This is a genomic window from uncultured Pontibacter sp. (assembly GCF_947495565.1).
Classification (GTDB): Bacteria; Bacteroidota; Bacteroidia; order Cytophagales; family Hymenobacteraceae; genus Pontibacter.
On sequence record NZ_CANLZM010000003.1, the window covers coordinates 363,093 to 376,940 of the forward strand.

Below are 13,848 nucleotides of genomic sequence, written 5' to 3' on the forward strand. Positions count from 1 at the left end.
CAATGCAGGACCGGAAACTATATGGAGATGCCAAACTGATAGAGGAGCGCCTGAGCCAGATGCAGCTGATGGAAGAGGCCGCTGGCGGCTGGGCGGCTGTGTACAAGGATGCTGCTGCAGGAAGGTTCTGGATGAAGTGTTTTACCACTGCAGGCGAGCAGGGCGGCGGCTACCAACTCCTTATAAAGCTGCCTTTGCCCACCACTGATGAGCTGATTACAGCTGCGATAACGTCTGATTTTGAAGACGAGGCTGTGGCGGCTGTCATGCGCTTGCTGGAGGAGGAGGCAGTGGAGAAGAAGGATTTCAGGGAGCAGCTGGTGCAGCGGCTGGAGGAAACAGACCTGCAAAGTATGGGAACAGAGCAAAAGCAGCGCCTGCGAAAAGTAATCACGCTAACTTCCTTGATAGACCCCCTAAACAAACGGGAGGTGCTGGGGAAAACTGCCGCGGAAGTGCAGGCTGATACGTTATACTTTGAGGTGGTGTCCGAAAGGGCGCGGCGGCTGCTGCAGCTGTAATTCCAGATCTGCCACATTCATACTTATACTTTTAGCTCCCGCTTCACCTCATCAACTACCTGCTGCAAGTAAGCCGGAGCATGCAGCAACCTGCTGCCGTACCAGCTGAACATCTCGCCATCCACCACTTTTATACTTGCCTGCGGGCATATTTCCTGAAATTCCTGTATATGCTTTGCTTTAAAAGGGTAAGGCTCTGAAGATAAAAGTATAAGCTGCGGATTAGCCTCTTGTAATTGCTCTGGAGTGGTTTCCGGGTAACGTGCCAGGTCAGCGAAGGCGTTTGTAAAGCCGCAGCGCCCAAGAATGTGGTCTATTATGTTGTGGCTGCCCACAGCCATATAAGGCTCTCGCCAGATAAAGTAAGCTGTTTTTATACTTGGTTGCACCGGCTGCAGTTGCTTAAAGCCAGTTTTTATACGTTGCTCCAGTTCTGCGGCTCTCGCCTCTGTGCCTGTTACCTGGCCAACCTGCCGCAGCATCTCCAGCGCATCTGCCAAAGTATAAATATTGCTCATCCACACCGGGTACTTTTGCTGCAGCTGCTCAATGCCTTCCTTATAGTTTTCCTCTTTATTGCCGATGATCAGATCGGGTTGCAGTTCGTCTATCTTCTCGAAGTTGAAATTCTTGGTGCCGCCAACCTTTACCTGGTGCTTTACCTGCTCTTTTGGGTGGATGCAAAATTTAGTGACACCCACCGTGCGCTCGGCTAACCCTAAATCAAATAAAAGCTCTGTCTGGGAAGGTACCAGCGACACAATTCGCTGCGGCGGGTGCGGCAGCGTAACCTGATAGCCCATTTGGTCGGTAAAAATCATTTTGTCAGTTCTCAGTTACAAATTCAAAATCTTGAAGTAAAGGAAGTTCTTGTTTGGCTGCCGTGTATCTCTTAATATACTACGGCTGGAAAAACAAAACCTCACAGGCCTTAAAAAGCGCGCTGTGAGGTTTGCATATACTTGGCTAAAAGTATTATTCTAGATTAGTTTAGATAGCGGAAGTCCTGCTTATCTTCAATTTTAAGTATTGTTTCGTAAATCATGTTGATTACGTTCTCCACATCGTCTTTGTGTACTGTTTCTACGGTGGTGTGCATGTACTTAAGCGGCAGCGAGATTAAGGCAGAGGCCACGCCAGCGTTAGAGTAGGCAAAGGCATCGGTATCGGTGCCTGTTGCACGTGAAACAGCTGAACGCTGGAACGGAATCTCTTTCTCCTGCGCCGTTCTGATAATCAAATCGCGGAGGTTGTTCTGTACCGCTGGGCCATAAGCAATCACCGGGCCTTTGCCGCAGTGAATATCGCCGCTGTTTTTCTTATCGTACATCGGAGATTGCGTATCGTGGGTTACGTCGGTAATAATAGCCACGTCCGGTTTAATGCAGTGCGCGATCATCTCTGCGCCACGCAGGCCAATCTCCTCCTGCACAGAATTTACAATGTACAGGCCGAACGGCAACTGCTTACCCTCTTCCTTTAGGCGGCGTGCCACTTCGGCAATCATAAAGCCACCGATACGGTTATCCAGCGCACGGCCTACGTAGTAGCGGTCGTTCATGACGGTAAACTCATCCTCAAAAGTAGCCACGCATCCTACATGAATACCCATCTTCTCCACTTCCTCGCGGTTGCTGGCGCCACAATCCAGGAAAACGGTGTCCAGCGTTGGCGCTTTGTCGTTTTCTACTTTGCGCACATGTATGGCAGGCCACCCGAACACTGCTTTTACAATGCCTTTTGCCGTGTAGATATTTACGCGTTTTGAAGGCGCGATCAGGGCATCTGAGCCGCCGTTGCGCTTCAGGTAAATATAGCCTTCCGGAGTAATGTAGTTTACAAACCAGCTGATTTCATCGGCATGAGCCTCAATCACCACTCTGTACTCCGCCTCCGGGTTGATAACGCCAACCACCGTGCCGTACGTGTCTACAAAGTACTCATCAATGTATGGTTTCAGGTACTCCAGCCAAAGCTTTTGGCCTTCAGCCTCAAAACCAGTGGGGGCGGAGTTATTCAGGTATTTCTGTAAAAAATCAAAAGATTCTTGACGCATATGCTGCTAATTATGAATTAGAAATTAAAAATCATGATTCTGAAGAAATCAGAAAAAGCTTTTAAAGTATACGGGCCGTTTCTGATTTCTAATTCTGAATCTATAATTTTTTAAAGCGGAATGTTGCCGTGCTTCTTACGAGGAAGTGTTACAGCTTTGTTTTCCAGCATCTTAAATGCTTTGATTAATTTGGATCTTGTCTCTGATGGCATGATCACTTCATCAATAAAACCGCGGTGAGCGGCACGGTAAGGCGTGGCGAACTTCTCTTTATACTCCTGCACCTTCTCCGCCAGCTTAGCTTCCGGATCTTCGGCGGCGGCAATCTCACGCTTAAAGATGATTTCCGCGGCTCCCTGGGCGCCCATTACGGCAATCTCGGCAGTTGGCCAGGCAAAGTTCATATCCGCACCAATGTGCTTGGAGTTCATTACATCGTAAGCGCCGCCGTAAGCTTTGCGGGTAATAACGGTAATGCGCGGCACAGTGGCCTCGCAGAAAGCATAAAGCAGTTTAGCTCCGTTGGTAATGATGCCGCGCCACTCCTGGTCGGTGCCCGGCAGGAAGCCTGGGACATCCTCTAAAACCAGCAATGGCACGTTAAAGCTATCGCAGAAGCGCACGAAACGGGCTGCCTTAGTGCTGGCGTTAATATCCAGTACACCGGCAAGTACGGCAGGCTGGTTACCCACAATACCTATACTTCGGCCACCAAGGCGGGCAAAGCCAACCACAATGTTATCGCCGAAATTCTTGTGTACCTCAAAGAAAGTGTCCGCATCAATAATGCCTTCAATCACCTCACGGATGTCGTAAGGCTGGTTCGGATTTTCAGGGATGATCGTGTCGAGTACCTGGCGGGTTTCGTCGGCCTGCGCCTCGTAGGGCAGCGATGGCGGCAGTTCTTCGCAGTTCTGCGGAATATAGCTCAGCAGTTTTTTCAGGTAGGTGATGCACTCCACCTCGTTGGCGCAGGAGAAATGCGTGACGCCGCTTTTGGTGCTGTGGGTGCTTGCGCCGCCCAGTTCCTCGGAGGTTACGTTTTCGTGCGTTACGGTTTTTACCACGTTCGGGCCAGTCACGAACATGTACGAGGTATCCTCTACCATCATGATAAAGTCGGTGATGGCCGGAGAGTATACTGCCCCACCTGCACACGGGCCCATGATAGCCGAAATCTGAGGGATAACGCCAGATGCCAGCGTATTGCGGTAGAAAATATCAGCGTACCCGCCCAAGGATACCACACCCTCCTGAATACGGGCACCACCGGAGTCGTTGAGGCCGATAATAGGCGCGCCGTTTTTCATGGCCAGTTCCATGATCTTTACGATCTTCTCGGCGTGCGTTTCAGAGAGCGAACCGCCTAAAACAGTGAAATCCTGCGAGAAAACATAAACCAAACGGCCGTTAATAGTGCCATAGCCGGTAACCACGCCATCGCCTAGGTAATACTGCTTATCCAGCCCGAAGTCTTTGGAGCGGTGCATTACAAACTTGCCGATTTCTTCGAAAGAGCCTTCATCCATCAGCAGGTGAATACGCTCGCGTGCGGTTAATTTTCCTTTCTTGTGCTGTCCCTCTATTCGTTCTTTGCCACCGCCAAGTAAGGCTTCGGCGTTTTTGCGTTCTAGGGTTTCTATCTGAGCCTGTCTGATGTCTCCTGCCATATGAAGGGTATAAATATATATACAGTTCTGAATGTTAGTTTCCTCAAATTTATAAACTCTGGCGCTAATTACGGTACAGTTGTAGCATTTTTTGAATATCAGGCTGCTGCTGCCAGCATAATGCTGCTTTGCAGATGCGCTGCCATGCTTCCGGGTTGCGTGAAAAAGTGCAGCCAGAGAAGCTGGTGCAGGCTTAGTTTATACTTTTAAGGCACCGGTGGCAGCACTATCGCGTTATTTATGCCGCTTCGATTCTTAATTAACTGCAGATGTGCTATTTTTGGGATCTCGAACAGAAGGTAACGGAACCTAAACTCTGTTCCGAGCCTTTTATTTAAACTATGGCCAACGAAGTCAAAAACCCTAAAATTATCAGAAAGCGGAAGCCGAAAAGCATGGTGGTGCCCGGCCTTATTGCGCTGGTTATGTTCTTGTTTGTGAGCTTTTCTTACTACGCATACCAGATCGTGTACACGGCAAACGTGGATACAAAGGAGCGGGAAGTATACGTGCTGATCCCGACGGGCGCTACGTATGAGCAGGCAATGGATTCTGTGGAGGCAAGCGGCGTGATCATCGATAGATTATCGCTTCGGTTTATGTCTAAACTAATGGATTACGATGAACTGGTGAAGCCGGGCCGCTACAAACTGGAGCATGGCTGGAGCAATCGCCAGCTGATCGGGGTGCTGCGCCTGGGGCAGCAAATGCCGTTAAACCTCACCTTCAGCAATGTGCGCCTGCGCAGCCAGCTGGCTGCCAAACTGGCCACCGACCTGGAGGCAAGCGAGCAGGAGCTTGATAGCCTGCTCAACGATGCCGCTTACCTGCAAACGCTGGGTTTCGACACGACCAGTATCGTAAGCATGTTCATCCCGAACACGTACGAAGTGTATTGGACCACCACGGCCCCGGAACTGATGCAGCGCATGAAAACCGAGTACGATAAGTTCTGGACTCCGGAGCGTATAGCCAAAGCCGAGCAACTCGGCATGACGCAGCAGCAGGTGTCTACACTGGCCTCTATTGTGCAGGCCGAGACGCTGAAGAGCGATGAAAAACCGCGTGTAGCCGGTGTGTACCTCAACCGCCTGAAACGCGGTATGCTGCTGCAGGCTGACCCTACGGTTGTTTTTGCAGTGCGTGACTTTACGATTCGCCGTGTGCTTAACAAGCACCTCACCCACGATTCGCCTTACAACACCTACAAGTATAAAGGTTTGCCTCCGGGCCCTATAAACGTGCCGGTTATCTCCAGCATTGATGCCGTGCTAAACCCGGAGCAGCATAACTACCTTTACTTCTGCGCGAAGGAGGATTTCTCTGGCTACCATGCCTTTGCCACTACCGTAGCGGAGCATCAGGCCAACGCTCGCCGTTTCCATCGTGCGCTAAACGAGCGTAATATCATGAAGTAGACTTTTAAGTGTTGATTGCTTATTGCTGGGCTTCTATAAAAGGTAATCGCATAGAATATCTTACATGCCGTTGCCCTCACCATAGTATCAATTACACAGCGGGTATATTTATCAAACAATCAACAATCCAACAATTTAACCATTAAACCAGTGTTTGAATCAGAAGTACAGATACGCGTGCGCTATGCCGAAACCGACCAGATGGGCTATGTATACCACGGCAACTACGCCGCCTACTATGAGGTAACGCGCACAGAGGTTTTCCGCCGGTTGGGCATAGAGTATAAGGAGATGGAGGCCACGGGCACCATGATGCCGGTGCTGGAGTTGAAGAGTAAGTTTATTCGCCCTGCTAAGTATGATGACCTGCTGACTATCAAATTGTTGCTTAAAAGCAAACCGCACGGATCACGTATAAAGTTTGAGTACGAAGTGTATAACGAGCAAGGTACTCTGCTTACGATCGGGGAAACGATCATGGTTTTCGTGGATATGAAGACCGGCCGACCGACAGAGGTGCCAGCGCTCATACACGGTAAGTTAGACGAGCATTTTAGTTAATGAGGCTGAACCAGCAATACCTGAAGCGCCGCCGCGCCTATCGCAAGTTCATCGTTTTCCTGAAACGATGGCGGTTTAACAGTGGCAGGTCTTCGGTGTATGATGTGGCCGATGTGCTGATAGGGGAGCTGCGCCTGGACTCCATCACCAAGCGGGCTTCTTACATGGCCTTCAACTTTACGCTGGCAACCTTTCCTACCATCATCTTCCTTTTCACGCTCATCCCGTACATTCCCAGCATTCTTTCGCTGGATCTGGGGGAGAGCATCCTGGACTTCCTGGCAGACTTTATGCCCGAGGAGATGTATACGGTAACCTATAGCACCATTGAGGACATCGTAAACAAGCCGCGCGGTGGTTTGCTTTCTTTCGGTTTTCTATTTGCGCTGGTGCTGTCCACCAACGGCATTATGTCGCTGATGGATGCTTTCGATAAGAAATACCATACTTTTTATAAGCGTACCTACCTCCGCAAACGTATGATCGCCACCATCCTGACGGTTGTGCTCAGTTTGATTCTGCTTACAGCCGTGGCGGCTATCTTCTTCGGGCAGTGGATTCTGGATGTGCTGGTGTTCTATGAAATCGTAACCGAAAGCTATACTTATACTTTGCTGGTGGTGCTGAAGTATATCGCCATCATTATGCTGTTTCTGCTGGCCACCTCGCTTATTTATTACTTTGTGCCTGCCATTGAGGATAAGTGGCCGTTTTTTTCTGCGGGAGCCGTGGTGGCTACAGGGCTTATCTTTCTGGTTTCGATGGGCTTTTCGCTCTACATCAGCGCTTTCGATACCTATAACAAGTTTTACGGGTCCATCGGAGCCCTTATCGGTTTGATGATCTGGCTCGATTTTGTTTCCATGATCCTCATACTTGGCTTCGAAATAAACGTCAGCATCGATACCGTGACAAAACGCTTGGTGCGCATACCCACATCGCATTCGGGTAAAATGGCAAGAGCTAAAGTATAGCTTTTATACTATACCTTTTAGGGTTTTATACTTACCTTGGGTATGGCTGCTGCGTGTAAGCGGTGGCTGCAAACCGGATAATATATGGCCTTCTTCAAAAACATATCTCTCCAAAACCTGTGGCAGGGTGCCGCAAGTACATTTCTGCGCTTCCCGCTGGTGCTCTTGTCTGCTTTTGTGGGTACGGCTGCGGCTATTTACCAAGTCGGGTTAGAGTATGAGCAGCGGGAGCAAAACCTGTGGCTGACCAAAATCATACTTGTAAGCGTACTCGGCCTTATCCTGTTCTTTACGCTGGAGTTGCTCGGGCGTAAGTATAAATGGGCGCAGCCACTGCGTTGGCTGAGTTGGGTCGGCGGATTGGCCTTTTTAACGATCTACTACTGGCTGCTTCCGGAGTACCTGGAGCAGCGGCACTACCAGCGCCTGTTTGCGTTGTTGCTGGTGCTGCACCTGGCTGCCTCCTATGCCATGTTTGCAAACCGACGGATAGAGAATGCGTTTTGGCAGTTCAATAAAAACCTCTTCCTGCGCATTCTCACCGCTGTGCTTTATTCCGGGGTGCTTTACTTGGGTTTAGTGGTAGCCATCGTGGCACTTGACCAGCTTTTCTCTATGGATATTGATGGTGAAGTGTACGGGCAGCTTTGGTTCTTTATGGTGGGGGTGTTTAATACCTGGTTTTTCTTGGCAGGTGTACCAACCAACGTAGCCGAACTGGAGCAGGCGCATACTTACCCGAAAAGTCTCAAAGTTTTTACGCAGTTCGTGCTGCTGCCGCTCGTTACTGTTTACCTGCTTATTTTGTATGCATACCTGGGTAAAATCATTGTGCAGTGGGAATGGCCGGAAGGCTGGGTGTCGGTGCTGGTGCTGTGTTTTTCTATTGCCGGTATCCTGTCGCTGCTGCTCATTTACCCTATCCGCAACGAGGAGGGCAACACCTGGATACGAACCTTCTCGAAGTGGTATTTCCGTGCGCTGTTCCCGTTGATAATCCTGCTAGGGCTGGCCATTTGGCGGCGCGTGACGGAGTATGGCATCACAGAGGAGCGTTATATTGTGCTGGCATTGGCTCTTTGGCTCTTCTTAACTGCTTTATACTTTCTTTTTAGCAAGGCCAAGAATATCAAGTTTATACCTGTTACTTTAAGTATAATTGCGTTGGTAGCCGCTTTTGGGCCGGTAAATATGTTTAAGGTGTCGGAGTGGAGCCAGGTAAGACGCCTGCGCACGCTGCTTTTACAGGAAGGCATACTTGTGGATGGCAAGATTAAGCCGATGGCGGAAAAAGTAACCGAAGAGTCGCTGGTAGAGGTGAGCGCTATTACTGACTATCTGGCCCGCCACCACGGCTTTGAAGAAATAGAAGATTGGTTTACCTCTGATTTAAGCGAGGTTGCTGAAGTTGATAGCTCCGGGAAATGGGATGTGTGGCAAAGGCCAACCAACATGCGAAACGCTGTGCTTGCACAGATGGGTCTGGAGTATACCCTAAATGTAAAAATTGATTCCGAATTATACTTTGGATACAGGCTTAACGATTACATTGCCTACAGCCAAGTATTTGCCATAGCCGGTTATGATTATGCTGTGGAAGCCGCTTTTCATAAAGACTTGCAAAAGCAGGAACTGAAGTTAGGTGCTACCCCGCTCGTGCTCACTTTAGAAAAAGAAGTACTTTTTATTGCCTTGGAAAAGGAAACACTGCAGCTTGATTTAGCACCGATCATTAAAAAATTAGCCGAGACAGAAAGAATCAGCAGCAACCAGCAAGAACTGACTTATACTTTAGCAGGGCAGGAGGCAGAGGTCAAAATCATACTTAAAGAACTGATCGGGAATAAGCGAAAAGCCGGCAATGAAATACAAAACCTGGAGGTTTTACTTTTAATTAGCCTGAATCAGTAAAATTTTATCTTTGTAAATCAGGTGGTTGCGTACTTGTTGGTAGTGTTTAGTGAAAAATATTAGCCGGATATTTGGTAAAATCAAGCCAAGCCCATACTTTTGTACACGAAATAAGACAGAGAGTTGGCGGAGTGGTCGAACGCGGCGGTCTTGAAAACCGTTGACTGTAACAGGTCCGGGGGTTCGAATCCCTCACTCTCTGCTGGTAGGAATACCAAAATCAGCTAAAAGCCTGCAAATCAAGAGTTTGCAGGCTTTTTTGTTTTTACCGGACTCCTTAATTTTGCCCCTTTTCAGGTATTTTAGGTGAGTTGTCCGGTGAGTTCCTCCAACGCCTCCAATGACTCACCGAATAAGGGTGTAACTAATTGATTAACAAGGTGTACGAAAGCTGTACATCTTGACTGCGGTTGACTGCAAGGCTACTTTTGTTTAACCTTTCAAGTCACTGTTATGAGCATCAACTTCAGTATCCTCTTCTACCTCAAGAAGCCGAAGAACTACCAAACAGGCCCCGTGCCGATCTACCTGCGTGTCACTGTGGCCGGCAAGCGGGCCGAATTAACCACAAGCCGTTCCGTTGAGCCGGATAGGTGGATTTCCTCCGCGGGGCGCGCAAAGGGCACGAAGGCAGCAGCCAAGTCCTTGAACGCCTACCTGGATAACCTGCAGGCCAAGGTGTACGAGGCACACCGCCAACTCGTGGAGGCAGGACTGCCGCTGACTGCAGAGGCCATCAAGAATAAGTTTCTGGGGAAAGTGGAGAAGGGCAGGACGCTGGTGGAGGTCTTCTCCGAGCACAACAGCAAAGTAGCGGCCCTGGTCGGGGATGAGTTTGCCCCCGGCACCTTGGAGCGCTACACCACCTCGCTCAAGCACACGCAGGAGTTTATGCAATGGAAGTATGGGGTGGAGGACATGGAGGTCAGGGAGATAAACCACGCCTTTGTCACCGACTACGAGTTCTACCTGCGCAGCGTACGCAAGTGCTCCAACAACACGGCTGTCAAGTACATCAAGAACTTCGGCAAGATCATACGCATCTGCCTTTCCAATGGGTGGATTTCCTCGGATCCCTTCGCCAACTACAAGTCCAAGATAAAGACCGTAGAGCGGGTGTTCCTCTCAGAGGAGGAGCTGCAGCGGCTGGCGGAAAAGGAGTTCCCTACAGAACGCCTGGCGCAGGTGCGGGACATCTTCCTGTTTAGCTGCTTCACGGGCCTGGCCTACGTGGACGTGCAGAAACTAAGGTGCTCAGACGTACAAAAGGGTATTGACGGGGAGCAGTGGCTATGCAAGCAGAGACAGAAAACGGATACGCCCTCCCGAATTCCCCTGCTGCCGACAGCCCTTCGGATCATTAATAAATACAGACTGCACCCGCAGTGCCTGCATGAAGGGAGAGTGCTGCCGGTGCCGAGCAACCAGAAGATGAACGCTTACCTGAAGGAGATCGCCGCCCTGTGCGGGATCCAGAAGCAGATGACCTTCCACACCGCCCGCCACACCTTTGCCACCACCGTCACGCTTCTCAACGGGGTGCCGATGGAGAGCGTCTCGAAGATGCTGGGGCACACCAACCTGAGGACTACCCAGCACTATGCCAAGATCCTGGATGTGAAGGTGGGGGAGGATATGCGGCTGCTCCGGAAGCGGCTGAAGTTGTGATTCACTTGTTGGTGGAGGAGTTAGCTCTTCTCCATGTAGGGCTGCCAGTTGACGATGAGCACCTTCTCGTCTTCCAGCAGGAGGTAGCCGTAGTCGTAGCAGAAGTGGTAGGTGTTGCCACCCTTTGTGCGGTAGGTGTGGGTGAAATACCGGAAGTCTAACCCGGCTATCTCGAGCACCTGCCGGTAGGTGGTGGTTTTGCCCAGCGGGCTGGCCTGCCGCAGGATGGTGCGGTTGCGACGCAAGATGGAGTTGATGTTTAAGATTAGCTGCTCGCCGCTGTTCTGACGCCTGTTGGCGTTATGGGCATTTGCCCGGCACTGGTTGGAGCAGAAGCGTTTGTCGAGTCTTCCGGTCATTTTGCTGCCGCACTGCTCGCACAGTTTTTCCTCCTTCATGAGAACATCCGTTTTTTGAAACGTATAGTTGCGTTTATAAACGCATTTATGTGTCTCAAAAAACGGATGAGTTGCCTGCGGGGTTTACATTTGATCAAAAATACCATCGGACCCCATGCAGCAGACTTACCATACCGCCCCCGTCGTGTACCTGAACTCGCTCGAGCACGAGGGGAAGCCGTTCATCCGCCTGTGGTACAGGCCGGATCACCGCATTACAAAACTATTGAAAGGCGCCGAAATGGTTAAGTATAGCAAGACGTATAAGTGCTATGTGACGCACAAAACGCCACAGGCAATTGAGCTGCTGCACAGGCACTTTCAGGGGGTGGCGCTGGTGGACACGCGTTATCTAAACAGGCCCAGACGAATTCGGCCAGCCATGGGGGCCGTGGTCACATCCGGCAGCCTGCAGTCTGATCCGCTGGCCAAGCTGCCGGAGCTCCCCATCATCCGCCTGCAGCCGCTGGAGCACGGGGGCAAAACGCTCATCCAAATCTCATTCCCTTATAATGAGTTGATTTATAAAACACTGCGATGCAGCTCCTGCTGCCGGTGGCTGCAGGAGCCGAGGTGCTTTGCTGTGGGCACCGATGCCACGAGCCTGCACCAGCTGCTAGACGATGTGCAGGGCACGGCGCAGGTGTGGCTCGCGGGCACCATGAAGGTAAACGACATGACCGTCATGCGCAGGCTCTGGGAGCAGACCTATAGCAAGGCGGCCGGCTATGTCACCTGCCCGCTGCCCTACCTGGAGAAGCTGTACCTGCTTAACTACTCCGTAAACACGATCCGCACGTACCACTCGCTTCTGCTGCGCTTTCTTAACGGGCACAGCGTGCAGGGACTGGAGACAATCAACACTTTTTCTGTGAATGAAATCAATGCTTACCACCGGCAGATGGTGCAGAGCCGGCAGTACTCCTACTCTTTCGTAAACCAGAGCATCAACGCCGTGAAATTTTACTTCCACCGGGTGCTGGGCCGGCACACCATGGACCTGAGCCAGGTGGAGCGGCCCGAGAAGGCAGACCGGCTGCCCACCGTGCTCAGCAAGCAGGAAGTGCAGCGGATTCTCTCCGCTACCGCCAACCTCAAGCACCGCTGCCTGCTGCAGCTGCTCTACGCGGGCGGGCTGCGCATCGGCGAGGTGATCAACCTGAAAATTAGCGATGTGCAGTCAGACAGGAACCTGCTGCTCATACGCGGGGGCAAGGGCAAGAAGGACCGCACCACGCTGCTCTCGCAGAAGCTGTTGGAGAGCCTGAGGGCCTACTACAGGGAGTACAGGCCGAAAGTGTGGCTGTTTGAAGGGCAGTACGGGGGGCAGTACACCACCGACAGCATCCGCAACGTCTTTAGGGCCTGCATGGAGAAGGCTGGTCTACAAAAGAAGGTAACTCCCCACTCGTTGCGCCACTCCTTTGCCACGCACCTCTTGGAGCAGGGCACGAACCTGCGCTACATCCAGTCGCTGCTGGGGCACAAGAGCAGCAAGACCACCGAGATCTACACCCACATCACCAGCCACGGGCTGGAAAGTATCGTCAGCCCGCTTGATAATTTATAGGAATGTTCTATATTTAGCTTTAAAATGTATAGAAGATGAAACCGACACTACACCCTGCCAAATTATGCTCGGATCTAGTAAAGAAAATGCTTCGAACACTCCAGCTAAAGGGCCAATAACCGGAATAACTCCTTATACACTATAGTTAGCAAAGAATAAAATCATAAATCAACCCTTACTATATGAAAACTCAAGCTTTACCTTTTCTTCTCCTGTTTGCTCTTCTATCTTTTTCCTCCTGTAAGAAGAAGGACGCAAATCCAAAGGAAGAACTTCCAGCCGTTACCATGGAAGGCAAGAACACATTTGGAGCCATGGTCAATGGAAAGGTGTGGTTGCCAAAGGGCAGACCAAGTACGTTCCAGTCAAATTTTAATGTTATTTACGACCCTGCTTATAAAGGTGGCACTTTAAATATAGCAGCCTACAGGGAAACCAAAGAAAGTCCCGCAGAGTACGATTATTTTGTTATAGCTATGGCTCAAGTTAATAAAGCAGGAGTTTATACATTCGATAATGCTGAGATAAGCGGAGTAAGATTCTATAACGAGTATTGCGATTACGACAAGAGTCCAGATGTAACACGCAGCGGCACACTTGAAGTTACTAAACTTGATTTAGAAAATGGTATCATCGCAGGGAAGTTCTCATTTACACTGTCTAAGAATGGATGTGAAGTCATCCACGTTACCGAAGGCAGGTTTGATGGAAAACTGTAGAATACCAAAGAATATCCCTTGCTAACAAGGCACAGGCTCCATACTCGGCTTTGCCTCATTCACAGCCTGTACCAATCCGTTGGCAGTAAGTCTAAACAAGAAGTGAACTTAAAAAAAATAAACAATGATTCCAGATGGTATGGCTGTATATAGGTTTGAGTATGTAAAGCGGGATGCAATGATTCGGTTTATTCTTTTGGCAACAGCTTCTCTTATAACCTTGCTTGTTGTGTCAATTCCACTGATAGATTCTATTGGTTTTTGGCCAATTTTAATACTCCCTATTGGGGTGATCAGCATGCTATTGTCGGCTCCCCGGTTTTAGAACCGTTTAGGAGTAGAGTATTCAACATATTTCAAATCACTTCTATCACCACTACTA

12 protein-coding genes and 1 tRNA gene are annotated in these 13,848 nt (G+C 50.0%); 9 read left to right on the top strand and 4 right to left on the bottom strand.

The genetic code is table 11. The features are described 5' to 3' along the window. The first annotated feature begins 2 nt into the window (after positions 1-2). Positions 3-521, top strand: coding sequence for a hypothetical protein (locus Q1B04_RS06225; protein ID WP_299756910.1), 519 nt, complete (start codon positions 3-5; stop codon positions 519-521). A gap of 23 nt (positions 522-544) precedes the next feature. Here the strand turns inward: Q1B04_RS06225 and Q1B04_RS06230 are convergent, their stop codons facing one another. The 3 genes from Q1B04_RS06230 to Q1B04_RS06240 all read right to left on the bottom strand — a co-directional run bounded on the left by Q1B04_RS06230 (position 545) and on the right by Q1B04_RS06240 (position 4,247). Next, positions 545-1,342: a helical backbone metal receptor gene (locus Q1B04_RS06230; protein ID WP_299756913.1), complete on the bottom strand. Its 798-nt coding sequence runs from the start codon at positions 1,340-1,342 to the stop codon at positions 545-547. A 164-nt stretch (positions 1,343-1,506) separates the two neighbouring features. After that, positions 1,507-2,577, bottom strand: a complete 1,071-nt coding sequence (locus Q1B04_RS06235; RefSeq protein WP_299756915.1) for a M42 family metallopeptidase — start codon at positions 2,575-2,577, stop codon at positions 1,507-1,509. Between the two features lie 110 nt (positions 2,578-2,687). Next, positions 2,688-4,247, bottom strand: coding sequence for an acyl-CoA carboxylase subunit beta (locus tag Q1B04_RS06240; protein WP_299756918.1), 1,560 nt, complete (start codon positions 4,245-4,247; stop codon positions 2,688-2,690). A 341-nt stretch (positions 4,248-4,588) separates the two neighbouring features. Here Q1B04_RS06240 and mltG point away from each other — a divergent pair, with 341 nt between their 5' ends. The 6 genes from mltG (at position 4,589) to Q1B04_RS06270 (ending at position 10,779) form a co-directional block, all read left to right on the top strand. Continuing rightward, entirely contained in the window at positions 4,589-5,665 is a 1,077-nt protein-coding gene (gene mltG, locus Q1B04_RS06245) for an endolytic transglycosylase MltG (protein ID WP_299756921.1), read from the top strand. Between the two features lie 150 nt (positions 5,666-5,815). After that, the gene (locus Q1B04_RS06250; protein ID WP_299756924.1) at positions 5,816-6,226 is read left to right on the top strand and encodes a thioesterase family protein; all 411 of its coding nucleotides are present in this window, start codon (positions 5,816-5,818) and stop codon (positions 6,224-6,226) included. Further along, on the top strand, positions 6,226-7,200 hold the full coding sequence (locus tag Q1B04_RS06255) for a YihY/virulence factor BrkB family protein (protein WP_299756927.1): 975 nt from the start codon (positions 6,226-6,228) through the stop codon (positions 7,198-7,200). Before Q1B04_RS06250 ends, Q1B04_RS06255 begins: the two co-directional genes overlap by 1 nt. A gap of 84 nt (positions 7,201-7,284) precedes the next feature. Next, positions 7,285-9,111 carry a DUF4153 domain-containing protein gene (locus Q1B04_RS06260; RefSeq protein ID WP_299756930.1) on the top strand — a complete coding sequence of 609 codons (1,827 nt, stop codon included), beginning with the start codon at positions 7,285-7,287 and terminating at the stop codon, positions 9,109-9,111. A 117-nt stretch (positions 9,112-9,228) separates the two neighbouring features. Beyond that, a tRNA-Ser gene (locus Q1B04_RS06265) sits at positions 9,229-9,313 on the top strand. A gap of 251 nt (positions 9,314-9,564) precedes the next feature. After that, on the top strand, positions 9,565-10,779 hold the full coding sequence (locus Q1B04_RS06270) for a site-specific integrase (RefSeq protein WP_299756933.1): 1,215 nt from the start codon (positions 9,565-9,567) through the stop codon (positions 10,777-10,779). Positions 10,780-10,799: 20 nt separating this feature from the next. Here Q1B04_RS06270 and Q1B04_RS06275 read toward each other — a convergent pair whose 3' ends face one another. Continuing rightward, entirely contained in the window at positions 10,800-11,138 is a 339-nt protein-coding gene (locus Q1B04_RS06275) for a hypothetical protein (protein ID WP_299756936.1), read from the bottom strand. A gap of 154 nt (positions 11,139-11,292) precedes the next feature. Between Q1B04_RS06275 and Q1B04_RS06280 the strand changes: the two genes are divergently transcribed. Further along, complete coding sequence (locus Q1B04_RS06280) at positions 11,293-12,747, top strand: tyrosine-type recombinase/integrase (protein WP_299756939.1); 1,455 nt, start codon at positions 11,293-11,295, stop codon at positions 12,745-12,747. A 182-nt stretch (positions 12,748-12,929) separates the two neighbouring features. Further along, entirely contained in the window at positions 12,930-13,466 is a 537-nt protein-coding gene (locus Q1B04_RS06285) for a hypothetical protein (protein ID WP_299756941.1), read from the top strand. The last annotated feature ends 382 nt before the right edge of the window (positions 13,467-13,848 follow it).